Source organism: Hydrogenophaga sp. ANAO-22 (genome assembly GCF_042466645.1).
In the GTDB taxonomy this organism is placed as follows: Bacteria; Pseudomonadota; Gammaproteobacteria; order Burkholderiales; family Burkholderiaceae_C; genus Hydrogenophaga.
Map to the genome: position 1 here is coordinate 2,567,134 of NZ_CP159956.1, position 26,225 is coordinate 2,593,358.

The window sequence follows — 26,225 nt, forward strand, 5'->3', positions numbered from 1 at the left end:
GGATGTGTCCGGGAAACTGGGGGAAGCCCATCAAAAGCTTATCGACACTAGACATTGAAGCGACGCGAATTCCCGAGGCGCTCATGATCCGTCAAGAATGGCGTCGTTCGAACTCTACTGTTCAATTGTCGTCGGGCGCGCTGTGACGCCGCATTGGCGGCGTTATGTTCTCGCCTTTGTGGGTGTTGCTGATTGCACATCTGGGCTTCCCCGTCGGCGCTTGCCTCGTCGGGCTGGTGATGGTGGCGGTGATGATGCTGCTCTCGGCCACCGTCTTCACAAAGACGCCCGAGCAGTTGGGACAGGGACCGGACGGCGAAGGCCTCGGCGGTGCAGCGCCTGGCATGGCGCCGCCGCAAGCGCGAGCGCTTCCCGGCCGTCTGCTGTGGCGCAACGGCCGCTTCCTGAGTCTGGCGTTGGGCATGTCGGCCGGCCTGTTTGCGCAAATTGGCTTGCTGGCGCACCTGTTCTCGGTGTTGGCGCCCGCGCTGGGTGCGCACGCCGCCGGGTTGGCCATGGGCTTCGCGACGGCCTGCGCGATCGGCGGGCGCATGTTCGTGGCACGCTTGCTGCCGGCAGGCGCCAACCATCGCGTTGTTGCTGTGCTGGCCTACGGCGTGCAACTGGCCGGTTCGATCGTCCTGCTGTGCGTCGACGAACAGCAAAGCGCATGGATTCTGTTTGGCGTCGCGCTGTTCGGCTCGGGCATCGGCAACGCGACCTCGCTGCCGCCATTGATCGCGCAAGTGGAGTTCGCCCAGGAAGACGTGCCGCGCGTCGTGGCGTTGACTGTGGCAATGGCGCAGGCCAGCGATGCGTTTGCGCCTGCGGTGCTCGGTTTCGTGCTGAGCGCCGCGGCCGCTGGGGGTCCGCATCTGGGCATGAAAACGTCGGCCTTCTTGCTGACTGTGGCCGCGGTTCAAGTGATCGCCATTCTGAGCTTTCTCGCAGGCCGTCGACCAGCGTGACTTTGGGTTGAGTGGTCACCTGAATGACCGCTCTGGAAATAGGGCTCGGGCTGCAATGGGTCGGCAGTGCCAGTTAGACAGACCAGTCAGCGGACGCTCGAGCGGTCTTGGTTCCGTGGACAGAGGCAACGTCAGCATTGCCTCCATGACAAGCCATTCGGCCAGCGACTCTGTTGGCGACGTATGACTGCTATGTGGCCATGACAATGAACTGCGGGCGCGACCAGCAACGACCGATGACGCTGAAATCTGGTCCTGCTTTCGGAAAGCGGCAAAATGTCGCATGACCACATTTGCCTCTTCTCTTAAAAAGGAGATCGCACGCGTTGCTCGAAAAGAGCTCCGTGACGAGATCTCATCCCTTCGCAAGGGCTCCGCAACCTATAGATCCGAGATCGCCGAACTCAAGCGCAAGCTCAAGTCACTCGAGTCCCAGGTCAAGGCCCTGAGCCGATCAACGCCTCAAGCTGAACCCGCGCGCAAGACGCCCAGCCTCAACGAGGCGCCGCGTGGAAAGCCCGGCCGAAAAGTCATCTTTGGCGCGGCTGAGTTTCTGGCATTGCGTCAGCATCTAGGTTTCACGCAAGCACAGATGGGCAAGCTCGTAGGAACCTCTTCCGTATCCATCTACAAGTGGGAGAACGGGCAGGTCACCCCAAGAGCCGCGCAGCTTCAGAAGATCCTCGCCATCCGCAAGATCGGCAAGCGCGAAGCACTGGCACGCATTCAAGCCTGAGCGCTTTGTGTTTCCGGAGTCTGCAGAGCACGCAGACTCCAGCCCTTGGGCCCTCTTCAGCTTCGTCCTGCAGCCTTGGCTAGCAACCGCAACACACGCGGATTCGCCCCATCCAGCAGATGCATGCCGTCGCCCAACTGCGGCAGCGGAACACGATAGATCTCCCCGGCCCACTTGGCCACTGCCGCCGATCGACTCACGCCCCCATGGCAATGCACGATCAGCCGCACTTCTTCAGGCGCATCACGATGCCTGTTGATGAAATCGACAATGCGCTGCGCATCACTGAGCTCGGGCGCCTTGTCCTCGTCCCACTTGCAGGCCAGCTTGTGCTCAGCCTCTGACATCTGATCCGGCCAGTCGGGATCGCCTGGCCGCTCGAACGTGTCCACGAAGTTCAGGATCAGGTGATCCCGGAACTTGTGCAGGTGATCGGGCCGGTTGTGTTCCTCGAACTGATCCAGGATCGAGATGACCACCGTGTCCTGCCGCGGCTTGAGCTTCATCGCTTCGCGCACGCCCATGAAAAGCACTTCCTTCAACATAGCTGTGTCCTCTGTCTTGTGTGAATGAATGATCGACCGGTGTATTCGGTGGTCAATGCAGCCGCGCGCGTGGCGCACCACCGCCCTCTTCCGAGCCGTCGTCCAGCAAGAGATCCGGTGGCAGGTGCTGGGTCCCGATGAACCGCTGTCGCTGCTTGACCGCCGTGGCCACCGCGGCGATGACAACCTGGTAGATCTCCCGCGCGCTCAAGGGCGCCAAGGCCACGATCACGTCACGCCCAGGCTGTTTGAAACCCGGCACCCCGGCATCGGCCAGCGCCCGGTGAATGACGGAGCGCGCCACCAGCAGCGCCTGCTCGGCCGTGGGCATGCCGATGAAGAACTCCTTCATGCGCGTGCGCAAGGTGAGCGGCACCCGCCAGGGATAGTTGCAGGTGGCAATCCAGGTGACCATGCTGGCATCGATCTCCAGGTCCACGCTGAGGTCACGCACCCGTGCCGCGCTCACCGGCTCCAGTAGGGTGTGCAGAACGTTCACCGGGTTCATGCGCATGTCGTGGCTCGGAGCCTTGTCCAGCTCATCGAGCAGGATCACCGGGTTGGCATAGTCGCCGTGCACAAGCTCTTCGAACACCAGGCCGGTGCGTGAGTTGCTCCAGGTCGCTTCCGAACCCAACAGGGCAGATGAGGTTTCTGCCTGGTCCATCTGGTGCCGGCGGGTGGGCACTCCCAGGACCTTCGCCAGCGCATCGCTGAAATGGGTCTTGCCCACCCCCGGCGGGCCGGACAACAGCATGGGCGGGATGCGCACCGGGCGTTTGCTCACCCTGGCCAGTTCGAGCTGGTTGGCCACGAAGTCGATCACCGCCCCGAAGTGTGGGTGGGAGGACTTGAGAGAGAGCACATCCGCAATCCGGCGCGGCGCACCGATGCGACGAAACGGCCCTTTGCGCTGGAGCATGTCAGCGATACCCTTGTTGCGCTTGTTCACATCCGAATCCACCGATTGCGAGCTCTTGAGCAGTTGCGAGCTAGCCTCATCGCTGTGAACACGCAGCTTGTCCTTGGCGTGGGCTTCCAGGAGCTGAATATGGAAGCCCGTCACATTGACCTTGCTGCTGATGGGCTTGGGCGGTTGACGGCGGGGGCGCTTGGCACGCACCTTTTCAGCGGAAGCATCGTCTTTGACGCTTTCCTGGGATGAAGAGCCCTCCGCTTCGGCACCCGCCACAGCCTCTGGCTTCTGCGACCCAGGGTCGACCGTACCAGGGTAGTGGGCGCTGTCGAGCCTTTCGGCGTTGGCCTGCTCGATCGTTTGCCGTTCTTTCTCCTCGTCCTCCTCCTTGCGCTCCCGCATCACTAGATCGCGCAATTCAATGGGAACCAGCAAGTGCCGCGCGTCAACGTGGCGTTGCCGATAGAGTAGTTCCGTAAAGCAGTTGTCCGGGTACCACCGAGCCTTTGTGGCGGCCGGGGTGGATGCGTTGTCCTCCAGGATGTCCCGTGCACCTGGTGCCGCCTCGGAGGGTGGCGTTTGGCTCAAGGGGTCGTTGTTCCCCGCTTGGGCGGGCGGAGTAGATTCGGGTTCGTCGTGGCTCATGGTCGTGCTGCTCCCTGCCATCACTTCAAGGCGCGCAGCTTGAGGTAGTGCGACACGCGCACCGCCTCCACCGCGGCAGGCACGCCGTGGGGACCAAAACGCCGACTGATCTGGCCGTTCAGGCAGAACGAGATCGCCACCAGCGCTTCCGGGCGTTTGCGGACCAGGTACGCGCGCAGGCGCCGGATCACGAGCAAGGCCTTCGGTCCCGAGTAGTTCAGGTTGTAGACCTGCTTGTTGTGCTCGAGCTTGCGCTTGACCGGGTAGATAGCACCGTCCACCCCCACGCAGCGGCGGAAGTGCTCCAGGGTCTGCAGGCAGTTCTGGCAGATGGAGACGACCAGGCGGTAAATCGGCTTGCGGTGCTGAAACGGTTGTTTGATGATGGCGATGCAGCCGTCGCCATCGAGCATGCCGGCTGCCCATTCCAGGCTGGGGACTGGTGCGTCACCAGCGGCACCGAACAGGTCGAGCTCGGCGCGAAGGTCGTCCAGGGACGCGAGCGGATCGGCCGCGATCACGGCCAGGGCGTTCGCATTGGAGTCACCGGATTCATCCCCCGTGCCCTCGCCGCCCTCCCCCGGCTGGCGTGCTTCAAACGATCCATCCACTTCGGGCAGCGGATTCAATGGACCCTCGTCTTCCAGATCGTCGAAGTCGTCCAGGGAATCGGAGGAGGCGCTCACTTGCGCATCAGAGATCGTAGGAACAGGACTGGCATCCTGCAGCGAGTCGGCGTGCGTGAAAAGATCCGAATGATCATCGCCTTCCTGCACGGGCGCAGGCAGCGCCCGCGCCATCGACACCCGCGCTTGCGAGAGCGCATCGCCCAGGGCGCAGCCCATGCGCGAGAGCACCGGGTCCACCGGATGGTCGCTCAGCGGCCCGTGCTTGCTCCCCACGCGGTACGGCCAGAACGCTTCCTGCCCAAGCAGTTCGCGAAGATCGGCGGCATCTAGCGGCTCCAGTTCCTCGAAGCGGTTGATCAACGCACCCAGGAAGGTGGCGGTCAGCGGATGCGCGCAGCGCGTGTTTGCCTCGGGGGTTCCGTGCTTCCTGGCGGAACCAGCGCCCGGCTCCGAGCCCGGCAACTGTTCAGACGCTGCCAGCTCACCCAGGTCGCTGATCAGGCAGGCCAGGCGCGTGAGCGACGCTTCGTCGCGTTGCAGGTCCAACGTGTCCAGCACCATGGCCGCGCGGATGCCCTGGCTCAGGGGGTGCGTGGTGGGCGTCATCTGCGCCGCAGCTGAGTCCTCGGAGACAACCACCGAGAGCTTGTGCTCGATGTCCGGTCGGCTCACCGCTGCCATGAAAACCGCCTGGTGCACCGGCTTCATGCTGGCCAGCACCCGGTGCAGGTCGAACTCGATGCGATCGGGCAGGCCGAGGTGGTCGAGCAACCAGGGTGTGGCGGCCGGGCCTTTGCGGGTCACGCCCACGCGCTGCACCACCAGCGCATCGGACGGGACGTGGGGTACAGCCCGCTTCATGAGCTTGAGTTCATACACGCCGGGCTTGTGCAACCAGGTCGCGGCGTCCGGTGTCGAGAACACCACCGTCTGGTCACCGCCGCCCAGACGGGCGATGGCGACACAGGACGGTCGTGCATCCCAGAGCTCGCCCTGTGCGTCCAGGTTCGGGCCGGTGAGGCCACAGGCGAAAGGCTTGCTCACATGCGCCGTCACACGCGCCACCGACCACGGGTCGGCCAGGTGGCCCAGGGCGTTGGTGCATTCATCCAGCGGATCGGAGTGATAGAAGCTGAGACCTGAGCTGGCTCGCGTTGATGCACCTGCCGTAGCAGGTGCAGCGGCACGGGCGGCGCGCTCGCGCACTTGGGATTCGAAGTCGTTGAGGTCGGCGGCGAGGACTTTGAGGATGTTGAGGTTCATGTTGGTTCCAGTGTTTCGTGTGAATGAATGGGTCTGAAACGAGGGTGTCGTTTCGGTCTCGGATTTCGTTTGGGCAAAGCTCCGCCTGCCTGGCTGTTTGGGCGCAATTGCCCGGGTCGGCCAGCGAGAAGCTGTGATCGGTGAGGTAGTGGGCTAGTCCTGTTTCAGGAACGCCGGAAGCTCCGGGTTCTTGAGGATCGCCACCAGTGACGGTGAGTCGCGCGGAGAACGCCGCCGGCGGGTGTGAGCTACTGAGACACCGGTGTTGCCCTTGTCATCCAGGGCCAGCTCGTCCAGCGCCAGGATGTCGTCGCCGTCGTCGTCCCCCAGCACAGGCGCCAGGTCCGCGACATTGGTCGAAACATCCGCGGCCGCAGTCGCCCCGCCCTCCTCAGCCGCGATGGCCACGCGCTCCTCCGGCAACTGCACCACGATCCCGCGCACCGGCGTGACCGAGATGTGCTGCTTGAGCAAGCGCTCCATGGCCGACCCATCGCGGCGCGTCAGGTTGGGCACGTAGCGGCTGTAGACGCGGAACAGCATCTCGGTGCTGGTGTGACCGAGCTGACGCGCAATCCACTCCGGCGCTTCGCCCGATGCCAACCACAGCGTGGCCGCCGTATGCCGCATCTGGTACGCCCGGCGATGCGGGATCTCCAGATGACGCAGCAGCGGGGCCCACACGCGGTTGAGGAAGTTCTGGTTGTCGATGGGCGTGCCATTGCGATTGCAGAACACAAACTCCGAGGTCTTGCCGGTCACCTTGAACTGTTCTTGCAGCGCATCGAACACCAGGTCGTTCATCTGGATGTCGCGCACGCTGCCATCGGTTTTCAGTTCGTCCTCTTCTTTCAGCACGATGGCCTCGCGCACCAGGATGAGCCGCCGCTCGAAGTCGACGTACTTCCACTTGAGGCCATGGGCCTCACCCGTGCGCATGCCAGTGAAGAAGCGCACGGTGAAGTACTGGCGGTAGTCCGCGCGCACCGTCGTGAGGATCTGCTGCACCTCGTCCAGGGTGAACGGCATCACGTCGCTGCGCTTCATCTTCAGCGGCTTGATGTTGCGAAACGCCGAAGTAAACTCGAACCGGTCGGCCGCTTCGTTGAGGATCTGGCGCAACGGCTTCATCACGGAGTTGATGCGACGGTTGGACAATGTGCTCTGGGATTTTCGGGTGGTTACTTTGGCGAGTGTTGCCCGAAATGCCAGTACGTCTGCCTTGGTGATCTGGCCGACCTCCTTCTCCCCGAAGTAGGGAATGAGGTACTGGTCGATCGACCCACGCTGCGTGACGCGGTAGCTGCGCCGCCACGACACCTCCGACTCCGCGAACCACTGCTCGGCAAACACCTTGAAGGTGGGTGTGCCGGTGCGGGACGAGGGTTGGCGTTGAAGTTCGGGCGCGCTCGCTTCGGCCACCGGCTGAGTTGAGGGCAGCGGTTTTCCAAAGGTCTTTTCGTAGTCGAAGGAGCCGAGGGCGATTTCGCCCTCGACGCGCTCCATGGCCTTTTGCAGGCGCTTGCGATTGACCGGGGTGTCGGGCAAAGAGGTCTGCTCCCGCAGGCGTTGGCCTTGAAACACGAAGTCCAGGAAAAGCAGTCCCGATTCGGAGCGGCGGCGAATACTACCCACGGAGCGCTCCTCCATTGGTCATTGGAATGGGGGCACTCGACATATGCGAATGGCGCGCCATGTCTTCCTGAATGTGTTCCCAGATGTAGAGGGTCTTACGGCCCCCGAATGGGCGGATGTAATGGCGCCCCTCAATCAGCACGCTGTCCTTCAGGCGATCGCGGATCGTCCTCGAGTCGTATTTGATCAAGGCTGACAACTCTGCGGTCGTCAGATAGGTTTGAGGCGATGCCTCAAGGATTGGCACTTGCATGGATGGCTCTCCTTTCATTGAACAGTTACACTGGGAGACCAGTTTGCAAAAACTCTGATCTTTTTGATCTCCTGTAGGTCAGTATATCTGAGTTTTGCACCAGTGCAAGACTTTTTGGTCTGCAGAAGATCATTTTTTACAAAACAAGGTCATGATCCGCTGCCATTTCGCCCGACTTCTCGGGGAGCGCAAGCTCAAGATTGCCGACGTGGCCAGGGATACGGGCATCAACCGCGGCACGTTGACGCGGCTGTACTACGAGACGGCTGAACGAGTAGAGATCGACGTGCTGGACAAACTGTGCGACTACTTCGTCATCGATTTGCCTGAGTTGCTCGAGCGAACGAGTAGCACCGGCCAGACTTGAATCAAGAGTTCGAGCTGGCGGCCGTCACGAATGCGTCCAAATCCGAGGTCACGGCCACATAGTTCGAACACATGAGGAATTCTGGTCGGAAAAGGCACCCCGCCGTATACTGTATGCATGAACAGTATCTGTGCCAGCTCCACGCCTATGCCCTTTTTGGCGTCCCCGCTGGAGCTACCCATGCCCGCAGTGCCTGTTCGGGCCGGGTTTCCTTCGCCAGCGGAGGACTTCTCGGTCAACCGGCTGGACCTTACACAGATCCTGGTCACGCACCCTCAGGCCACCTTCCTGCTGCGAGTGGCGGGCACGTCCATGCGCGACGCCGGCATCGACGACGGTGACACGCTGGTGGTGGACCGTGCCATCAAACCCCACCATGGCCAGGTGGTCGTGGCCGTGGTCGATGGCGAGTTCACGGTGAAGTACCTGCACCAGCGCGCTGGGCGGGTTCGCCTGAAGGCGGCCAACCCTACGTTCCCGGACATCGTGCCCCGGGACGGTCAGACGATCGAAGTGTGGGGTGTGGTCAGTTCCTGCATCAAGCGCTTCGCCGTCTGACTCCCATTCACCCGATGCGAGCAATGCGGCCATGTACGCCCTGGTCGATGGCAACAATTTCTACGTCTCGTGCGAACGGGTGTTCCGGCCCAGCCTGAACGGCCGGCCTGTCGTCGTTCTCTCCAACAACGATGGCTGCGCCATCGCGCGCTCCAATGAAGCGAAGGACCTGGGCATCAAGATGGCCGCGCCCTGGTTCGGGATCAAGCATCTGGAGCAGGAAGCGGGTCTGGTGGCTCTGTCGGCCAACTTCACGCTGTACGGCGACATGAGTGACCGGATGATGAGCCTGGCCGCTGGCCTGGGCCCAGCCCAGGAGATCTAATCGATGAAAGCTTCATCGGGCTTCAAGGGGTGCGTGGTGACCTGGTGAAGCGGGCCAGGACCGTCCGGGAACGCATCCTGCAGTGGGTTGGCATTCCATGCTGCATCGGCATCGCACACACCAAGACGCTGGCGAAGCTGGCGAACCACATTGCCAAGACCGCGGAACGCAAGCCTGGCAGCTACCCCAGCGAGCTGACCCAAGTTTGCAACCTGGCCATTCTCCCTGCGCAAGATCTGGAGGACGTGCTGCGGGCCACCGAAGTGGGTGCCGTCTGGGGTGTCGGACCCCGCATCGGCAAGCAGCTCCAGGAAGAAGGCGTGCGCACCGTGCTCGACCTGGCGCGCATGGACCCTGCCACCATCCGCCGCCGGTGGGGCGTGACCCTTGAGCGCACGGTGCGCGAGCTCCAGGGCAAACCTTGCATTGAGCTCGACGACGCGCCCGGACAAAAACAGCAGATCGCCTGCACGAGGTCGTTCGGCAAGCCCATGCACGAGCTGGCGCCGCTCCTTGAGGCGGTGAGCGAGTTCGCAGGGCGAGCGGCTGAGAAGCTGCGTTCGCAGAAGAGCTTGGCCACTGAGCTGCTGGTGTTCATGCACACCTCACCCTACCGACCCGGGCCGCAGCTCTCGCGCAGCGTGGTCGTGCCGCTGCGCCGACCGACCGACGACACGCTGGCACTGGCTCAGGCCGCGGCCGATGGCATGCGCTACATGTACGTGCCGGGGTACCGGTTCATCAAGGCCGGCGTCATCCTGGTGGACCTGCAATCCGCGGATGTGTTGCAGCGTGAGCTGGACCTGGAGACACCCGCGGAAGACGAGCCGAAGCGGAACCGCTCACAGCTCATGGGCGCGATGGATGCTATCAACGGGCGATACGGCAAGGGGACGGTACATGCCGCCTCCACGGGCAAGGTCGGTCCGCAGCGGGTGTGGGGCATGAAGCAGGAGCGCCGCACGCCGCAGTACACGACGCGGCTTGAGGATGTGCCGGTGGCGAGGGCGTGAACAGCGCCAGTCCACATACCTCCGCCCGTATGATGCCCACCGTGAACTTTCCTCCAGGGCATCCCACACTGTTGCGACATCCCGTGCCAGATGGACTTCCTTTCCCGGTGGAGACGGTGCTCGAATTGCCTGCGGTCGGGTATGAGGTGGAGCAGCGAGATGACTGGTGGATCGTGCGGATCGGGGCCACCGGTGAAGCGGTGTATCAAGGTCCAGGGCCGGTCGAAGTGTTCGTATCCGCAGCGCCTTTCTGATGAACGAGCATCCGACGCTGCTGTGGCATCCCACGCCCGATGGTGCGAGTCCCTACTGCGAGACACGCCTTCCACTGGAACCGCACGACTACCACGTCATCGAGGTGCCCAGCTTGGAGATCGTGATCGTGATCCTGATCGCGAATGGCGAGGTGGTGTACAAGGGCGCTGGACCCGTAAAGGTGTATCGCTCGCCCACCCGGCTGTGACGTCACACAGATGCCGGGCATGTTGAATGGCTGGGTGACTGCTCCAGACTGAATGGAGCCGTTCGGCGTTAGGCCGTGTATGGCTCCTTCACATCGATTGCTGTCCCTCGATGCTGAATACCCAAGTGCGAGATTTTTGGTACGTCGCGGACCTTCAAGAGCGCATGTGACGGTTTCATCTGGCGGCGATTCCGGCGACATTCGCTTCGCACGCAGAATGCTGTGAGCTCACATCACAACTCGAAAACTTCAACGCCGGCACAGCTTCACCGGCCCGAGCTCCTGGCAACCGCGGCGCTGCGTTTCCACACTGCAGTGCAGGTCGTAGGCGGCGCCCTTCCACGCCCACACCGGTTCGCAGAAGCCCGCAGTGCCGATGCGCAGGTCCTGCCAGCCCTGGGTGCGTGTGGGCAGGGGCGTCACGCCAGCGCCTGGGAAACCGAGTTGCTGCGTGTAGCGGCCCTGCGCGTTTTTCACGAACAAAAACACCGAAGAACCGGTGTGGCCTGAAGTGCAGCCATTGCCCGCGGTCACCAGCACCTCGGGCACGCCGTCGCTGTTCAGGTCAAGCACCTGGGTCTCGTGTGCGATCTCGCCGCAATCGGGGGCCATCAGGGCCTTGCCGCCCGGGGCGACGCGGTAGTCGAGCAAACGGAAGATGGCCAACTGGTCGGCTGCAGGCAGGCGACTGGCCAGATCGCCGAACAGCAGGCGTGGACCCGCAGGCTGGGCCCAGGCCACCGCAGCGGTGGTGAGCCCGATGGCGGCCAGCCAGAAAAGACGCACATTCATCGGGCGCTCAGAGCTTGGGCGTCGCGCCGCTCGACAGCCGCGCTTTCACAGCCTCTTGTCGCTTCTGTTCCACCCAGTCCTTGGCCTTCTGGTGCGAGCTGGCCCAAGCACCGTAGTCCACCAGGCGCACAACAAGGTTGCGCACCGGCTCGCCAGCCATGCTGGCTGCCGCAGCCAACCCGCAGGTTGATGGGTCTCGCGGCACATAGCCCTTCTCCTGGCCACGTTTGAGGCCGCTCAGGATGTCGTTTGCTTCGCCCACACCAATCACGGTGGTTTTGGGCGTGCTGCGCCAGCACATGGGCTTGCCGGGTTCGCCCCAGACGCTGTTGGTGGTGGAATAGTTCTTGCCGCTCGTGGTGGGCTGACCGTAGCGTTGCGCCAACTGGGCACCGAGCTGTGCCTGCGTGGGTGGTGAGTTCAGACTCATTTGCCTCGTCATGCCGAGCACGCGTGGCGCGCTGGGTGGTGGCGAGAAGTACAGCCTGAAATCCTCGCGGCCTTGCGCATCGTCGAAAGTGGCCCACAGCTCGTACAGGAAAGGCTGCGTGCTCAGTTGCTGAACGCCGTCGCTGTAGTTGTAGGTCATATTGCGTTTTTGTACGCGAATGCCGGGTCGGTGGGCATTGAGCACAGCCATCACTTCGGCCTCGCTCATGCCCGGGCGCAAGCCCACGATGTCGAACGACGGTTGGGCTGTGGCGGGCAGGCACAGTGCGCAGGCCATGGCGAGCAGCCCGGCAGCAGCCTGCCGGGAAATGGTGTGACGCATATCAACTCCCTTCGGATGAGGTGAGCTCATGCTAGGTCGCACCAGCGCACGAGGCACCTCCCAAATGAGAGGCCCGAAACTCAAACTGCGGCTTCAGGACGAGCGCAGCGGCAAGGCGAGCTCGCGCTGCAAACGCGCAATCAGTTCGGCCTGGCGCCGCACACCGGTCTTTTGAAACACGCACTTGAGGCGCGTGCGCGCGGTGCCGTAGGTCAGGCCGAGGAGTGATGCGGCGTCTCGCAGGCTCCATCCATCGAGCAGGGCCTCGGTCAGCCGCGCCTCGGCCGGTGTGAGTCCGTGCGCAAGCCGCAGCCAGTCGGCGCGAGAGGGTGGCGGGTCGTGGGCCGTGCCCGAGAGCGCCAGCAGCACGCAAGGCCGGTGCGCCTGGGCCGACGACAGCGGTAACGCAAGTGCCGCCGCTTGGACGCGCAGGGGCGCTCCCCCGCCCGTGCGTGGCAGCACCAGCGTGTCGGCGTGCGAGGCCCGTCCCTCGGGCCGCGGCGCGTGGATCTGCAGCAGCGCTGCGAGCGCGGGCCGCGATGCGCTGTTGGCGGCCTGCACGCGGCCTCGCTGGTACACCAGTGCGTCGGCCTGAGCGAGCACCTGCAGTGCGGCCTGGTTGGCGTGCACCAAGCTGCCATCTGGTGCCACGATGAGCATGCCGCCTTGAAGGCTGTCGAGCGCGCCGGCGAGTTGATCGCGGCGCAGCGAGGCCGTGCCCAACCGCTCGCGGATGCGCAGCGCACGCACGAAGTGCCCGCTGAGAAGCTCGAATAGGCGAACCTCGCGATCGCTGAAGGTGGGCAGGTCGGGTGCGCGCAGCAGCGTTACGTTGGCGATGCCGCTGCGCTCGGTGGTGAGGGTATTGCCCAGGCTGTAGCGAAACCCCTGCGGCCGCATCCACTCCTGGTAGTAACCCGACCGGTACAGGATGCCGGTCTCTCGGGTGTGGGCGTCGAGGCGTTCGTTGGTGCGCACCATGCCGAGCCGGTGCAGCGCTTCGGAGTGCACGTTCCAAGGGTTGTCGGGTGCGAAGTACAGCGCGTCGAAACAAGTCATCCAGCGGGGTTCAATGCCGGCCAGGTGCGCCTGGGTGAGGCGGCGGTTGCCGAAATCGAGGACATAGAAGGTTTCAGCCTCGGTGCGGAAGCAGGTCTTGAGTCGCGCGAGAACCGCGGGCCAGTGCAGTGCGTCGAGCGCGGCATCGTAGATGGCCGAGGTGAGGTCGTCGACAGCGGACGGGGTCATGGCCTCAGTGCATCTGGAGCGGTCGGGCCGACTGCGTGACCCGAACCAGCAGCGCCGTCAGTTCGCTCTGGCGCGTGGACCCGGTCTTTTGAAACAGGATTTTCAGATACCAGCGCGCAGTGGCATAGCTCATGCGCGCTCTCGAGGCGGCTTCGCGCAGTCCGCCACCGTCCATCAGTGAAAGGGCGAGTCGCGCTTCGGCAGCGGTGAAACCGAAGAGCGCGGTCAGTGTCTCGCGCGCCTGTGCCACTGGCGGTGCCAGCGGTTCGGACAGGCTCACGAGCACGGCCGCTCTCGGCGACACGAACACGCTGCGGGTGCTGCGCAGGGGCGTCATCTGCAGCACGAGGCCTTGTGCCACGAGGGCGGCTTGCTGCGCCGGTTCAGGCGCGGTGCCGCCGGCCGTGCAGGCGCTCAGCAAGGCTTCAAGTCGTGCCTGGTGTTGCGGCTCGCGCGCTGCGAGCCTTCCGCCGCGCAAACAGAAGCCCTTGCCACATGCGAGCAACTGCAGCGCTGCCCGGTTGGCTTGCAGCAACGCGCCGTGCGCATCGAGCACCGCCATGCCCTGCGCAACCTGGTCCAGAGCCATGGTGCTGTCACTGCAGCGTTGCGTCAGGGTGTCAAGCTTCACCACCATGCGCATGGCGCGCTCCATGTGTCGCGCGAGCTGGCCCAGGCGGCGCTGTTCGGCCATGCCGAAGCCGCCACGACCTGGCTCGCGCAGCAAGCTGAAATTGAGCACCAACCCCTCCTGTATCCATGGCGTGATGCCCATGGTGTGCGCAAGATCCTGCGGCCGCAGCCATTCGTTGAAGTAGGTCGAGCGCCTCAATGCACCCGGGTCGCCCAAGTGAGCGAGCATGCTTTCATCGGTGCGCACAACGCCGGGTCGGTGCAGTTCGGGCGTTTGCAGGCAAGGGTTGTCGGGCAGGTAGAAACTGGCCGAGAAGCGCTTGAGTTGTGCGCGCTCGACGCCTTCGATGCGCACAGGTCGAAGGGTGTGCGCGCGCAGGTCCAGGCAATACAAGGCTTCCACCCGAGACTGGAACAGCGTGCGCAGCGTCGGCATGCCCTCATCCCAGGCGGCTGGGTCGATCACAGCGTCGTAGAGGGCCTCGGTGGCCCGGTGCAGAAGGAAATCGGGTCGGGACATGGCGACTTTTTAACCGATATCGCCACACTGCGCCCCACCTCCATTTGCGTGCTGTGGGAGACGTATCCAGCAGAACACACTCAATTGTGTGCACTGCAAGCGATGTTCTTGGTCAGCGTGGGTCGCTATCAACACTGACTACGCAATGCACATGGATGCTAATCGTCGCAGTATGGCGCCCACCAAAAATCCGCAATAAATGTAGACCCGCCGACCGGTACCAGTGAGACTGGTAAAGACTGAAATTCATCATGGCAAAGTCCCCCTCCATTCGCTGAAAGCTATGAGATAAGCTGACGTTTGAACGTGTAACCGCGCGATACAGTGGACGAGTTGATGAGCGACCGGGCCTGACCGATGGAGGCAGTCTAGCCGCGACCATGCCGCCATCAAGCGGTGGACCGAGTCTTGTAAGGTACAAACGACCTCAGCATGATTTAGAGCGCGCATCGTGTGCGATGTCTCAAACGTCAATAATCGCTGCAAACCACCCCCCCTGGGTCAAGGTACACGTGGACAGCTAAGGGGAGTGCCTTGACCAATTAAGCGACGGCACGAGTGCAAGGGTCGTTTTCAGGAATGGGGCTGATCTGGTGGGGCCATCGCGGCACGAGCAAGGCACACATCGGGCACAGGATGTTTCCGATGGAGTATTGGCGAATATTGGTCCAACTGCGAGATGTGCCCAAGTCAGTGGGGCTCAGTTGCGGAGAGCGATGAAAAGTGTCGCACGATGTGTGCGGGCACTTGCTTGAAAAGCAAGGCTTGGTGCGGCTGGCGGGGATCGAACCCACGACCCTCGGCTTCGGAGGCCGATACTCTATCCACTGAGCTACAGCCGCATGCTGCTTGGAGACCGATAGTCTATCTGTTGCGTTTTGCTCCGATGACGACAGCCTTCGGAGGCCAATACTCTATCCACTGAGCTACAGCCGCAACGCCAGCGATTCTATCAGCCGAGGGGGCGACGCCCGGCGGGTGCCAAGGGGGCTTGGCTATAATCCAAGGCTGTTTGCCCGGCCTGACACGGGCACGCCCCACACCCGAACAGGCCTTGCTTCGCCACCCCCTGAGGACATCATGAGCGACCACGCGCACGAAGAACACCATACCGGTCCCATCAAGACGCCAACCCAGTTGATGTGGACGGCCTTCTTTGCGTTCGTCGCGCCCATCTTCATCATCATCGGCCTGGTGTACTACGTGGTCTCGGCCAACAAGCCGGCGGCCGGCGCGGTGGACATGGAGCAAGCCGTTGCCCAGCGCATCCAGCGCGTGGGCACGGTGGAGTTGCGCGACGCCAACCGCCCGCTGGCTTCCGGCGAGTCGGTGTACACCGCCCAGTGCGCGGCCTGCCATGCGGCGGGCCTGGCCGGCGCGCCCAAGTTCGGCGACGCCGCCGCCTGGGGCCCCCGCATCGCCACCGGCTATGAAGCCCTGCTGACCTCCGCCCTCAAGGGCAAGGGCGCCATGGGCGCGCAAGGCGGCGGCGCGTTCCGCGATGCCGAGATCGGCCGCGCCGTGGTGCACCTGGCCAACGCCGCTGGCGGCAAGTTCCCCGAGCCCCAGGCACCGGCACCCGCCGCTGCAGCAGCCCCCGCGGCCGCTGCTCCGGCCGCTGCAGCTCCTGCCGTGGCAGCGGCGGCCCCTGCCGCAGTCGCAGCCGCACCCGCTGCCGCTGCGCCCGCACCTGCCGCCTCGGCCACCGTGGCCGCTGGCGCCGGTGAGGCCCTGTACAAGCAGGCTTGCGCCGTGTGCCACGTGGCCGGCGTGGCCGGTGCACCGAAGTTCGGCGACAAGGCCGCCTGGGCACCCCGCGTGGGCGCTGGCCTGGACACCCTGACCGCCACGGTCATCAAGGGCAAGGGTGCGATGCCACCCAAGGGCGGCGCAGGCGCCGCCGCGGAGGCCGACATCAAGGCCGCCGTGCAGTACATGCTGAACGCGGTGAGGTAAGGCGCGTCCACTTCCCCCTAAAAAGCCGGCCCCGTGCCGGCTTTTTTGTGCCCGCGCGCGGCTGCCCTCAAGCGGCTTGTAGCGCCTGGGGATGGGGAATGAAACCGAACCGCACCGGCAGCGCATCGGCACGCACCTCGGCCGGGCGCCAGCGGCCGGCTTCGACCGCGTCGGCGGCCAGGTTCATGTCGGCGCTGTGCACCAGCCCGACACCCAGATCGGTCACCAGGTACAGCCGGCCCGATTCGTCCAGCAGGCTTTCCTGCACGCGCGCCGGCAGGCCGGTGTGGGACAACACGCCACCCTCGGGCTGCAGGCGCCAGATCCACGGCATGGCTTCGAGTTCGACGTACACGCGCTGCGGCCCGTTCTGGAAGTACCACTGGCCTTGCGCGTCGGCCGCGTAGTTGCGGTGGATGAACTCGATGAGCTTGTCGTGCTTGAGCAGCGAGCCCTTGCTGGCGGGAAAAGGCCCTTGCGCCTGCGTGCGGTCGTCGCGCATGTACCAGTTGCCGCGGGCATCCAGACCCAGCCAGCCATAACAGTGCGGCACATTGGGCCACTTGGCCATCGCGGCCTTGACGATGTCGTCCATGGCGAGGCTCCTCAAAGGTGGGCGAGCAGCCAGTTTCCCACGGCCTCGGGCATCGCGCGCACATGCCCGGGAAGGCCAAGGGGTCCGTGCGAGACCGGAAAGCCCACATGGCCACCCTGCTCGGGCTGCCACAGGGTGACGTGATGGCCCGCGTCCTGCTGGGTCGGCAGGGACTCGGCGGGCACGAAGGGGTCGTTGCGCGCATTGAGCGCGAGCGCGGGCACGCGGATGCTGTGAAGCACCGGTTTGGCCGAGGCGCGCGCCCAGTAGTCGGTCGTGTCCTTGAAGCCGTGCAGGGGCGCGGTGAAAAGGTTGTCGAACTCGTAGAGGTCGCGCGCGGCCAGCAGCTTCTGCCGGTCGAACAGGCCAGGGTGCTGCTCCAGCTTGCCGAGCGCCTTGGGCACCATGGAGCGCATGAACATGCGGGTGTAGACCACGCGGTTGAAGCCGCGCCCGATGGCGTGGCCGCCCGCGGCCAGGTCCAGCGGGGAACACACCGACGCGATGGCGCGCACGCAGGAGGTCGCTTCCGTGCCCATCTCACCGGCCCAGCGCATCAGCGCATTGCCACCCAGCGACACGCCCACGGCGATCAGCGGCCGGCCCGGATGTTCTTCGGCAAAACGGCGCAGGATCCAGTCGATCTCCTGGAAGTCACCCGAGTGGTAGGCGCGTGGCGCCTGATTGAGTTCGCCCGAGCATCCCCGGAAGTGGGGCACCGCGTAGGCCACGCCGTGGGCGGCGGCGAAATCGGCGAAGGCCACGGCGTACTGGCTCGCGGAAGAACCCTCCAGCCCATGGAACAGCACCAGCAGAGGCGCCTCCGGCGCGCTGCTGTGCAAGGCCTGGTCCACGTCGATGAAGTCGCCATCGGGCGTCTGCCATCGGCTGCGCTTCCAGCGCGGCGGCGGTCCGAAATGGCGGCGGCTGGCCAGCGCGGCCCACACCGTCTGCGGGTTGCCTCCCGGCAACCACCACGGCGCACGGTAGGAAAAGCGGTCGGACTTCAATGCAGCACCGGCTGGGTGGTAAAGGCCTCGAGCGGCTCGGTGCGTGAGCCGGGGCTGGCGTGGTGCGCGACCATGCGCCAGCCCTGGGCGGTCTTGGCATAGACGTTGGTGGCCACCACCCAGGCGTGTTGCATGCCATCGTCCGTCATCACGGCCACGCGCTCGACCACGCTGTGCACGCTGCAGCCACCGGCATCGAGCCGGCGCACCTTCTCGGGCTGGGCCTGCACGCTGCCACTGGCGAACATGGTCTCGAACGCGGCGCGCACCGCGGCGTGCCCCACGAGCCGGGGACCACCCGGATGCACACACACGATGTCGTCCTCGTCCGCCCAGCAGGCCATGAGGCGCTCGATGTCGGCGTGTTGCAGCGCGTCGTAGAAGGCCGCCTCCGTGTCGTCCGCCGAACCGGGGGGCAGTTTGGGTTTTCGCATGTGGGCTATTTTGCCGCCAGTGCCCGGCTGCCCGGGTGCACCCCCGGGTATATTCCCGCTGATCGACCTGATCTCATCCAGCGGAGGTTTTATGCGCACATCCATTCGACGCCTGTCCACCTGGGCCGCCGCCCTGTTGCTCGCCACCAGCCTCACGGGCTGCGGGTACAACGACTTCCAGCGCCTGGACGAACAGAGCCAGTCGGCCTGGTCGGAGGTGCTCAACCAGTACCAGCGCCGAGCCGACCTGATCCCCAACATCGTCGCCACCGTCAAGGGCGAGGCCAACTTCGAGCAGGAAACGCTCACCCGCGTGATCGAGGCCCGCGCCAAGGCCACGTCGATCCAGGTCACGCCCGAGACCTTGAACAACCCGGCCGCGATGCAGCAGTTCCAGGCCGCGCAAGGCGAACTGGGCAGCGCGCTCAGCCGCCTGATGGTGGTGGTGGAGCAGTACCCCAACCTCAAGGCCAACCAGGGCTTCAGCGACCTGCGCGTGCAGCTCGAAGGCACCGAGAACCGCATCACCGTGGCGCGCAACCGCTACATCCAGACCGTGCAGGAGTACAACGTGCTCGCGCGCAGCTTCCCCACCAACCTCACCGCGATGGTCTTCGGCTACAGCCCCAAGGCCAACTTCCAGGTCGCCAACGAGGCCGCGATCTCGACACCGCCCACGGTGGACTTCAAGAAGCCATGACGCTGCGCCTGGCCCGGTGGCTGCTGGCCACCCTGGGGCTTTGGTTCTTCCCCTCCTGGGCGCTGGCGCAAGGCCTGCAGCCCATCCCCGAATTGCGCGCGCGCGTGATCGACCAGACGGGCACGCTCGATGTGGCGAGCCTCGCCGCCATCGAAGCCAAGCTCGCGGCATTTGAAAAGACGAACGGCTCACAGGTGGTGGTGGTGATGGTGGCCACCACCGCACCCGAAGACATCGCCGATTACACGCAGCGCCTGGGCGACGCCTGGAAGATCGGCCGGCGCGATGTGGGCGACGGCGTGCTGTTCGTGATCGCCAAGGACGACCGGCGCCTGCGCATCGCCACCGCGAAGGCGCTGGAAGGCGCGATTCCCGACCTGATGGCCAAGCGCATCATCGACGGCGCGGTGACGCCCGCGTTCCGCATCGGCAACTACGCCGCCGGCATCGAGGCCGGGGTCGATCAGATCCTGGCGCGCATCCGGGGAGAGAATCTGCCCCTGCCCGCGGAACAGGCCACGCGCGATGGCGCCGGCCTCGACGATTTCGACGGCATGGAGGTGCTGGTGTTCCTGGTCTTTGCCGTGCCCATGTTCTCGGCCGTGCTGCGCGGCATCTTCGGCAACAAGCTGGGCACGGTGTTCACGGGCATCGGTGCCGGTGGCCTGGCCTGGGTGCTGACCGCCGTGGTCTGGGTGGCCATCGGCGCCGGCCTGCTCGGCATGCTGGCCGCGCTGTTCCTGCAGTTCCTGCCGGCACCCACTTCGGGAGGCTCCGGCCGCGGCGGGCGTGGCGGCGGCTGGGGCGGTGGCGGCTTCGGAGGTGGGGGCGTAGGACGCGGAGGGGGTTTTGGCGGTGGTGGTTTCAGCTCGGGCGGTGGCGGCAATTTCGGCGGCGGCGGCGCTTCCGGCGGCTGGTGAGGGCAGCAGGCCATGAACAAACTCGCCCGCATCCTGAAGCACCGTTGGCTGGACGCCTCGGACACCGCGCGCGCGGTGCCCGACGACATGGCCGAGCGCCTGGCGCGGCGCGTGGCCGCCAGCGAAGGCCGGCACAGCGGCGAGGTGCGGCTGTGCGTCGAAGCCGCCCTGCCCCTGAGCTACCTCTGGCGCATCAATGCCAGCACCCCGCTGTCCACCGTGGTGCGCGAGCGAGCGCTGACCTGGTTCGGCCGCCTGCGCATCTGGGACACCGAGCACAACAACGGTGTGTTGATCTACCTGCTGCTGGCCGAGCACGCCATCGAGTTCGTGGCCGACCGGGCGCTGGCGCAACGCGTCGCGCCGGCCGAATGGCAGGCCATCGTGGACCGTCTGGGCGCGCGCCTGCGCGAGGGGGCGTTCGAGGATGGGCTCACGCAGGCCCTGGAAGAAGTGTCCGCCCTGCTGGTGCTGCACTTCCCGGCCGACGCCGGCGCCACCCGGCGCAACGAGCTGGCCGACGGCGTCGTGCGCCGCTGACGAGCGCCGGAGGACTCAGCCGCGCCGCTTCTCCTGCGCGGTGCGGCCGTTGTTGAGCGCCACATTCAACTCCTGCTGCAGCGCCTTGTTCATCTGGGCAAAGGTCTTGAGTTTGCGCGTGGTCTCGCGCAGTCGATCGGCCATGCGCTTGGAGATCGCCAGCAGCAAGCGGGCGCCCAACCTCGGGTCGTCCTTGAGCAGGCGCATCAAGGCCGTGCGCGAGAGCACGGCCGCCGCGATGTCGGTGTTGGCGGTGCAGGTGGCCGAGCGCGGCGCGCCATCGAGCACGCCCATTTCCCCGATCAGGTGGCCGGGGCCCATGATGTTCACCACCATGCTCTCATGCAGGCCGGGCAGCTCGTTCTCGACCGCGATGTCGCCTTCCAGCACCAGCAGCATGTAGTCGGTCTGCTTGACCTCCCCCTCCTGGATGATGACCGCGCCCGCCTTGATGAGCTTGGGCCGCATGTAGCCCACCACTTTCAGCGCATCGCTCAGGGTGAGGTCGGCCAGCGCCGACGAGGTGACCAGCAAACGGGCTGCCACCTCTTCCGGGGCCATGTCGGGGCTCTCAAAAATGGATGACATCGGCGATGCTCCCAACGTGTTCTTGTCTTGTCCGAGATGGTATGCGGACTGTCACACGGCTCGCCGCAAAAGCCAACAAAAAGACCGGCACGAGGCCGGTCCTTCTTTGATAAACGACACGAAGTCGTCGCTTATTTCTTTTGGCGGTATTTGCGCAGGGCGGCGATCTGCGCGGCCATGACCGCGAGTTCCGACGTGGCCTTGGCCAAATCGAGATCACTCTTGGCGTTCTTCACGGCCTCTTCGGCCTGCCGGCGCGCTTCGGTCGCCTTGGCCTCATCGAGGTCGTGGCCACGGATCGCGGTGTCGGACAACACGGTGATGTGGTGCGGTTGCACTTCCAGAATGCCACCGGCCACGAACACGAATTCTTCACCGCCATCGGCCTTCTCGATGCGCACGGCGCCGGGCTTGATGCGGGTGATCAGCGGAATGTGGCCGGGCAGGATGCCCAGCTCACCGGCCTCGCCCGGCAGCGCCACGAACTTGGCTTCGCCGGAGAAGATGGATTCTTCGGCGCTGACCACATCGACGCGGATGGTGCTCATAGTTACTCCAATAAAAAAGGTGAGTGGAAAGCAAGCAGCGGGGTGGCTGGCTAGGCGCCGCGCGGAGCCGTACCAAGGTACGGCGAGCACGGCAACAACGCCAGACGCCCCGGGGCGCCGCTTTACGCCACCTTTTTGGCCTTTTCGAAGGCTTCGTCGATCGTGCCGACCATGTAGAACGACTGCTCGGGCAGGTGGTCGCATTCACCGGCGGTGATCATCTTGAAACCACGGATGGTTTCGGCCAGCGGCACGTACTTGCCGGGCGAGCCGGTGAACACTTCAGCGACGTGGAAGGGCTGCGACAGGAAACGCTGGATCTTGCGGGCGCGGGCCACGGCCAGCTTGTCTTCCGGCGCCAGTTCGTCCATGCCCAGGATGGCGATGATGTCGCGCAGTTCCTTGTAGCGCTGCAGCGTGCCTTGCACGGCGCGGGCGGTTTCGTAGTGGTCCTGGCCCACCACCAGCGGGTCGAGCTGGCGGCTGGTGGAGTCCAGCGGGTCCACGGCGGGGTAGATGCCCAGCGCGGCGATGTCACGGCTCAGCACCACGGTGGAATCCAAGTGGGCGAAGGTGGTGGCGGGCGACGGGTCGGTCAAGTCATCGGCAGGCACGTACACGGCCTGGATGGAGGTGATCGAGCCGACCTTGGTGGAGGTGATGCGCTCTTGCAGACGGCCCATTTCTTCGGCCAGCGTCGGCTGGTAGCCCACGGCGGAAGGCATGCGGCCCAGCAGGGCGGACACTTCGGTACCGGCCAGGGTGTAGCGGTAGATGTTGTCCACGAAGAACAGCACGTCACGGCCTTCGTCGCGGAACGACTCGGCGATGGTCAGGCCGGTCAGGGCCACGCGCAGACGGTTGCCCGGCGGCTCGTTCATCTGGCCGTAGACCATGGCCACTTTCGAGTCCTCGAGCTTCTCGAGGTTCACGACGCCGGAGTCGGCCATCTCGTGATAGAAGTCGTTGCCTTCGCGGGTGCGCTCACCCACACCAGCGAACACCGACAGACCGCTGTGGGCCTTGGCGATGTTGTTGATGAGCTCCATCATGTTCACGGTCTTGCCCACACCGGCGCCACCGAACAGACCCACCTTGCCGCCCTTGGCGAACGGGCAGACCAGGTCGATCACCTTGATGCCGGTTTCCAGCAGTTCCTGCGAGGGGGACAGTTCGTCGTAGGCGGGAGCCTTGCGGTGGATCGAAGCCGTCAGAGCCTGGTCGACCGGGCCACGCTCGTCAATCGGCGCACCCAGCACGTCCATGATGCGGCCCAGGGTGGCCTTGCCGACCGGGACCATGATGGGGTTGGCGGTGTTGGACACCACCATGCCGCGGCGCAGGCCGTCGGACGAGCCCAGCGCAATGGTGCGCACCACGCCGTCGCCCAGCTGCTGCTGGACTTCCAGCGTCAGGGTGGAGCCTTCCATTTTCAGCGCGTCGTAAACGCGCGGCATCTGGTTGCGCGGAAATTCCACGTCCACGACGGCGCCGATGCACTGGACGATCTTGCCTTGTACTTGAGACATGATGGATACCTTCTGTTTTCTCTGGATTCGGTTGGGCGGCTGCTTCAGACCGCGGCGGCACCGGCGACGATTTCCGAAAGTTCTTTCGTGATCGCGGCCTGACGGGTCTTGTTGTAGACCAGCTTGAGTTCACCGATGACGCTGCCGGCGTTGTCGGTGGCGGCCTTCATGGCCACCATGCGGGCGGATTGCTCGGACGCCATGTTCTCGGCGACCGCCTGGTACACCTGGGCTTCCACGTAGCGCAGCAGCAGTTCGTCGATGACGGTGGCTGCATCGGGTTCGTAGATGTAGTCCCAGTCGCGGCCGCCGGCGTTGTCCTGCAAGGTGCCTGCATTGAGCGGCAGCAGTTGCTCGATCACCGATTCCTGCTTCATCGTGTTGATGAACTTGGTGTACGACAGGTAGACCGCGTTGATGCGACCTTCGGTGTACGCATCGAGCAGCACCTTGACGGGGCCGATCAGCTTTTCCAGGTGAGGCGTGTCGCCCAGCCCGGTCACGCTGGACACCACCTTGGCACCGATGCGGTTGAGGAAGCCCAGGCCCTTGTTGCCAATGGCCACGGCCTCGGCGCTCACGCCCTGGGCCTGCAGTTCCTTGAGCTGGGTCGTCACCGCACGCAACACGTTGGTGTTGAGACCGCCGCACAGACCCTTGTCGGTCGTGACCACGACAAAACCGGCGGTCTTGGCGTCGTTGGTCTGCATGAACGGGTGCGTGTACTCCGGGTTGGCCCGGCTCAGGTTGCCAGCGATCTGGCGCACCTTCTCGGCGTAGGGACGCGCGGAGCGCATGCGCTCCTGCGCCTTGCGCATCTTGGAGGCGGCGACCATTTCCATGGCTTTGGTGATCTTCTTGGTGTTCTCCACCGATTTGATCTTGCCGCGTATTTCCTTACCTGCTGCCATTGGGGCTCCTTAGCTGGTCAATGGGGCGGATCAGTACGTGCCGGTCTTCTTGAAATCGGCAACTGCGGCGGCGAGCTGGGCTTCGGCTTCTTTGTCCTTGTCCAGCGCCTTGCCGCCTTCCATCTTCTGCAGCAGGGAGGCGTGCTTGTCCTTCAGGAAGGCGTGCAGGCCGGCTTCGAACGGCAGCACCTTCTTGACGTCGATGTCGTCCAGATAGCCCTTGTTCACAGCGAACAGCGAGGCGGCCATCAGGCTGATGGACAGCGGCGCGTATTGGGCCTGCTTCAGCAGTTCGGTCACGCGGGCACCGCGGTCGAGCTGCTTGCGGGTGGCTTCGTCCAGGTCGGAAGCGAACTGCGCGAACGCAGCCAGTTCACGGTACTGGGCCAGGTCGGTACGGATGCCGCCGGACTGCTTCTTGATCAGGTCCGTCTGGGCAGCACCACCGACGCGCGACACCGAGATACCGGCGTTGATGGCGGGGCGGATACCGGCGTTGAACAGGCTGGTTTCCAGGAAGATCTGGCCATCGGTGATCGAGATCACGTTGGTCGGCACGAAAGCGGACACGTCGCCGGCCTGCGTTTCGATGATGGGCAGTGCGGTCAGCGAACCGGTCTTGCCCTTGACTTCACCCTTGGTGAAGGCTTCGACGTAGTCGGCGTTCACGCGGGCTGCGCGTTCGAGCAGACGGCTGTGGAGGTAGAACACGTCGCCGGGGTAGGCTTCGCGGCCTGGCGGGCGGCGCAGCAGCAGCGAGACCTGGCGGTAGGCCACGGCCTGCTTGGACAGATCGTCATAAACGATCAGCGCGTCCTGGCCGCGGTCGCGGAAGTATTCGCCCATGGTGCAGCCGGAGTAGGCCGACAGGTACTGCATGGCAGCGGATTCGGAAGCCGAAGCGGCCACGACAATGGTGTAGTCCATCGCGCCAGCCTGCTCCAGGGCACGCACCACGTTCTTGATCGACGAGGCCTTCTGGCCGATCGCGACGTAGACGCAGGTCATGTTCTGACCCTTCTGGTTGATGATCGCGTCGATCGCCACGGCGGTCTTGCCGGTCTGGCGGTCACCGATGATCAGTTCGCGCTGGCCACGGCCGACGGGCACCATGGAGTCGATCGACTTCAGACCGGTCTGCACCGGCTGGTCCACCGATTTGCGGGCGATCACGCCCGGGGCGACCTTCTCGATCACGTCGGTCATCTTGGCGTTGACCGGGCCCTTGCCGTCGATCGGCTGGCCCAGGGCGTTGACCACGCGGCCAACGAGCTCGGGACCGACCGGCACTTCCAGGATGCGGCCCGTGCACTTGACGGTGTCGCCTTCGGAAATGTGCTCGTACTCGCCCAGAATCACGGCGCCGACGGAGTCGCGCTCGAGGTTCAGTGCCAGACCGAAGGAAGGCACGCCATCCTTGTTGGCCGGGAATTCCAGCATTTCGCCCTGCATCACGTCGGACAGGCCGTGGACACGGACGATACCGTCGGTGACCGAGACCACAGTGCCCTGGTTGCGCACATCGCTGGATGCGCCCAGACCTTCGATGCGGGACTTGATCAGTTCGGAGATTTCGGCGGGATTGAGTTGCATGACTCTTTCCTTCTTTCGTTAAATGGTGTGCAGGCGCGCCCGGAAAAACAGCCGTCAGGCCGTCAGGGCAATCTTCATTTGTTCCAGGCGGGCTTTGACCGAGGTGTCGAGCACCTCGTCGCCCACCACCACGCGAATGCCGCCGATCAGATCGGGCTGCAATTTCACCTGGAGGTTGAGCTTGCGTCCAAAGCGCTTTTCCAGCACCCCGGAGAGCTCGGCCAGCGTGGCGCCGTCCACCTCGAAGGCGCTGTGAACCACCGCGTCGTACGCCCCCAGCTGCGCGTTCTTCAGCGCGCGGAACTGGGCGGCGATCTCGGGCAGGGCCTCGATGCGGCCGTTCTCGATCACGGTGCGCAGGAAGTTCTGGCCGATGGCGGGCAGGCTGCTCTTGAGCAGGCCGGTCATGAGCGAAAGCACCTGATCGGGTTCGGTCTTGGGGCTGTCGGCGAACTGACGCAGCTGTTCATTGGCGGCCAGGGCAGCCAGCTCGTCGAGCCAGGCCGCGGCGCCAGCCGCGTCAGGGCCTGCGGCCTTGAACAGCGCTTCCGCATAGGGGCGGGCAATGGTGGCGATTTCTGCCATGGTGGTCCTTTGAATGCCGGTCGGTGGCGTCAGGC

Annotated in this window: 27 protein-coding genes, 1 tRNA gene and 1 pseudogene; 10 read left to right on the forward strand and 19 right to left on the reverse strand. The window is 64.6% G+C overall.

Features of this window, described 5'->3' with window-relative positions; translation table 11 throughout:
- Positions 1-164: 164 nt before the first annotated feature.
- Positions 165-968: a hypothetical protein gene (locus ABSY19_RS12275; RefSeq protein WP_382163074.1), complete on the forward strand. Its 804-nt coding sequence runs from the start codon at positions 165-167 to the stop codon at positions 966-968.
- Positions 969-1,251: 283 nt separating this feature from the next.
- On the forward strand, positions 1,252-1,704 hold the full coding sequence (locus ABSY19_RS12280; RefSeq protein WP_382163076.1) for a helix-turn-helix domain-containing protein: 453 nt from the start codon (positions 1,252-1,254) through the stop codon (positions 1,702-1,704).
- Positions 1,705-1,760: 56 nt separating this feature from the next.
- Here ABSY19_RS12280 and ABSY19_RS12285 read toward each other — a convergent pair whose 3' ends face one another.
- From ABSY19_RS12285 to ABSY19_RS12305, 5 genes are all read right to left on the reverse strand, one after another.
- Complete coding sequence (locus tag ABSY19_RS12285; RefSeq protein WP_382163078.1) at positions 1,761-2,249, reverse strand: protein-tyrosine phosphatase family protein; 489 nt, start codon at positions 2,247-2,249, stop codon at positions 1,761-1,763.
- A 52-nt stretch (positions 2,250-2,301) separates the two neighbouring features.
- Complete coding sequence (locus ABSY19_RS12290; RefSeq protein ID WP_382163080.1) at positions 2,302-3,810, reverse strand: AAA family ATPase; 1,509 nt, start codon at positions 3,808-3,810, stop codon at positions 2,302-2,304.
- Between the two features lie 20 nt (positions 3,811-3,830).
- Positions 3,831-5,702: a hypothetical protein gene (locus ABSY19_RS12295; RefSeq protein ID WP_382163082.1), complete on the reverse strand. Its 1,872-nt coding sequence runs from the start codon at positions 5,700-5,702 to the stop codon at positions 3,831-3,833.
- A gap of 153 nt (positions 5,703-5,855) precedes the next feature.
- Positions 5,856-7,337 carry a tyrosine-type recombinase/integrase gene (locus tag ABSY19_RS12300; protein ID WP_382163084.1) on the reverse strand — a complete coding sequence of 494 codons (1,482 nt, stop codon included), beginning with the start codon at positions 7,335-7,337 and terminating at the stop codon, positions 5,856-5,858.
- Entirely contained in the window at positions 7,330-7,590 is a 261-nt protein-coding gene (locus ABSY19_RS12305) for a hypothetical protein (protein ID WP_382163086.1), read from the reverse strand. The genes ABSY19_RS12300 and ABSY19_RS12305 overlap by 8 nt, the downstream gene beginning before the upstream one ends.
- A 151-nt stretch (positions 7,591-7,741) precedes the next feature.
- On the opposite strand from ABSY19_RS12305, the gene ABSY19_RS12310 reads away from it, so the two are divergent.
- The 4 genes and pseudogenes from ABSY19_RS12310 (at position 7,742) to ABSY19_RS12325 (ending at position 10,316) form a co-directional block, all read left to right on the forward strand.
- Complete coding sequence (locus ABSY19_RS12310) at positions 7,742-7,957, forward strand: helix-turn-helix domain-containing protein (protein ID WP_382163087.1); 216 nt, start codon at positions 7,742-7,744, stop codon at positions 7,955-7,957.
- 117 nt (positions 7,958-8,074) lie between these two features.
- Positions 8,075-8,515 (forward strand): LexA family protein, encoded by a 441-nt coding sequence (locus ABSY19_RS12315; protein ID WP_382163089.1) that lies wholly within the window; start codon positions 8,075-8,077, stop codon positions 8,513-8,515.
- A 31-nt stretch (positions 8,516-8,546) separates the two neighbouring features.
- A pseudogene (locus ABSY19_RS12320) lies at positions 8,547-9,853 on the forward strand (Y-family DNA polymerase).
- A 253-nt stretch (positions 9,854-10,106) separates the two neighbouring features.
- Positions 10,107-10,316 (forward strand): hypothetical protein, encoded by a 210-nt coding sequence (locus tag ABSY19_RS12325; protein WP_382163091.1) that lies wholly within the window; start codon positions 10,107-10,109, stop codon positions 10,314-10,316.
- A gap of 249 nt (positions 10,317-10,565) precedes the next feature.
- Here ABSY19_RS12325 and ABSY19_RS12330 read toward each other — a convergent pair whose 3' ends face one another.
- From ABSY19_RS12330 to ABSY19_RS12350, 5 genes are all read right to left on the reverse strand, one after another.
- Positions 10,566-11,108 (reverse strand): hypothetical protein, encoded by a 543-nt coding sequence (locus ABSY19_RS12330; protein WP_382163093.1) that lies wholly within the window; start codon positions 11,106-11,108, stop codon positions 10,566-10,568.
- 7 nt (positions 11,109-11,115) lie between these two features.
- Positions 11,116-11,880: a hypothetical protein gene (locus ABSY19_RS12335; protein WP_382163094.1), complete on the reverse strand. Its 765-nt coding sequence runs from the start codon at positions 11,878-11,880 to the stop codon at positions 11,116-11,118.
- Between the two features lie 93 nt (positions 11,881-11,973).
- The gene (locus ABSY19_RS12340) at positions 11,974-13,128 is read right to left on the reverse strand and encodes a helix-turn-helix transcriptional regulator (protein WP_382163096.1); all 1,155 of its coding nucleotides are present in this window, start codon (positions 13,126-13,128) and stop codon (positions 11,974-11,976) included.
- Between the two features lie 4 nt (positions 13,129-13,132).
- Positions 13,133-14,281: a helix-turn-helix transcriptional regulator gene (locus ABSY19_RS12345; protein ID WP_382163098.1), complete on the reverse strand. Its 1,149-nt coding sequence runs from the start codon at positions 14,279-14,281 to the stop codon at positions 13,133-13,135.
- Positions 14,282-15,047: 766 nt separating this feature from the next.
- A tRNA-Arg gene (locus ABSY19_RS12350) sits at positions 15,048-15,123 on the reverse strand.
- Positions 15,124-15,361: 238 nt separating this feature from the next.
- Between ABSY19_RS12350 and ABSY19_RS12355 the strand changes: the two genes are divergently transcribed.
- Positions 15,362-16,237 (forward strand): c-type cytochrome, encoded by an 876-nt coding sequence (locus tag ABSY19_RS12355; protein WP_382163099.1) that lies wholly within the window; start codon positions 15,362-15,364, stop codon positions 16,235-16,237.
- A 67-nt stretch (positions 16,238-16,304) separates the two neighbouring features.
- Here ABSY19_RS12355 and ABSY19_RS12360 read toward each other — a convergent pair whose 3' ends face one another.
- From ABSY19_RS12360 to ABSY19_RS12370, 3 genes are read right to left on the reverse strand one after another with little or no spacing between them, the layout of a single operon-like run.
- Entirely contained in the window at positions 16,305-16,832 is a 528-nt protein-coding gene (locus tag ABSY19_RS12360; protein WP_382163101.1) for a DUF2946 family protein, read from the reverse strand.
- Positions 16,833-16,843: 11 nt separating this feature from the next.
- Entirely contained in the window at positions 16,844-17,842 is a 999-nt protein-coding gene (locus ABSY19_RS12365) for a YheT family hydrolase (RefSeq protein WP_382163103.1), read from the reverse strand.
- Positions 17,839-18,276 (reverse strand): nuclear transport factor 2 family protein, encoded by a 438-nt coding sequence (locus tag ABSY19_RS12370; protein ID WP_291114456.1) that lies wholly within the window; start codon positions 18,274-18,276, stop codon positions 17,839-17,841. The genes ABSY19_RS12365 and ABSY19_RS12370 overlap by 4 nt, the downstream gene beginning before the upstream one ends.
- A gap of 91 nt (positions 18,277-18,367) precedes the next feature.
- On the opposite strand from ABSY19_RS12370, the gene ABSY19_RS12375 reads away from it, so the two are divergent.
- Genes ABSY19_RS12375 through ABSY19_RS12385 form a run of 3 tightly spaced genes read left to right on the forward strand, consistent with a single transcriptional unit; the run spans position 18,368 to position 20,436 of the window.
- Positions 18,368-18,976 (forward strand): LemA family protein, encoded by a 609-nt coding sequence (locus tag ABSY19_RS12375; RefSeq protein WP_382163105.1) that lies wholly within the window; start codon positions 18,368-18,370, stop codon positions 18,974-18,976.
- Positions 18,973-19,896 (forward strand): TPM domain-containing protein, encoded by a 924-nt coding sequence (locus tag ABSY19_RS12380; protein ID WP_382163107.1) that lies wholly within the window; start codon positions 18,973-18,975, stop codon positions 19,894-19,896. Before ABSY19_RS12375 ends, ABSY19_RS12380 begins: the two co-directional genes overlap by 4 nt.
- A gap of 12 nt (positions 19,897-19,908) precedes the next feature.
- Positions 19,909-20,436, forward strand: a complete 528-nt coding sequence (locus ABSY19_RS12385) for a TPM domain-containing protein (protein ID WP_382163109.1) — start codon at positions 19,909-19,911, stop codon at positions 20,434-20,436.
- A 15-nt stretch (positions 20,437-20,451) separates the two neighbouring features.
- On the opposite strand, the gene ABSY19_RS12390 is transcribed toward ABSY19_RS12385, so the two are convergent.
- The 6 genes from ABSY19_RS12390 to ABSY19_RS12415 form a co-directional block, all read right to left on the reverse strand.
- Positions 20,452-20,997: a cyclic nucleotide-binding domain-containing protein gene (locus tag ABSY19_RS12390; RefSeq protein ID WP_382163111.1), complete on the reverse strand. Its 546-nt coding sequence runs from the start codon at positions 20,995-20,997 to the stop codon at positions 20,452-20,454.
- A gap of 158 nt (positions 20,998-21,155) precedes the next feature.
- Positions 21,156-21,572, reverse strand: a complete 417-nt coding sequence (locus ABSY19_RS12395; RefSeq protein WP_291114471.1) for a F0F1 ATP synthase subunit epsilon — start codon at positions 21,570-21,572, stop codon at positions 21,156-21,158.
- A gap of 122 nt (positions 21,573-21,694) precedes the next feature.
- Positions 21,695-23,101 (reverse strand): F0F1 ATP synthase subunit beta, encoded by a 1,407-nt coding sequence (gene atpD / locus ABSY19_RS12400; protein ID WP_382163113.1) that lies wholly within the window; start codon positions 23,099-23,101, stop codon positions 21,695-21,697.
- A 44-nt stretch (positions 23,102-23,145) separates the two neighbouring features.
- Positions 23,146-24,012, reverse strand: coding sequence for a F0F1 ATP synthase subunit gamma (atpG, locus tag ABSY19_RS12405; protein ID WP_291114477.1), 867 nt, complete (start codon positions 24,010-24,012; stop codon positions 23,146-23,148).
- Between the two features lie 30 nt (positions 24,013-24,042).
- The gene (atpA, locus tag ABSY19_RS12410) at positions 24,043-25,605 is read right to left on the reverse strand and encodes a F0F1 ATP synthase subunit alpha (protein WP_382163115.1); all 1,563 of its coding nucleotides are present in this window, start codon (positions 25,603-25,605) and stop codon (positions 24,043-24,045) included.
- A gap of 54 nt (positions 25,606-25,659) precedes the next feature.
- Positions 25,660-26,190 carry a F0F1 ATP synthase subunit delta gene (locus tag ABSY19_RS12415; RefSeq protein WP_382163117.1) on the reverse strand — a complete coding sequence of 177 codons (531 nt, stop codon included), beginning with the start codon at positions 26,188-26,190 and terminating at the stop codon, positions 25,660-25,662.
- Positions 26,191-26,225 lie beyond the last annotated feature (35 nt).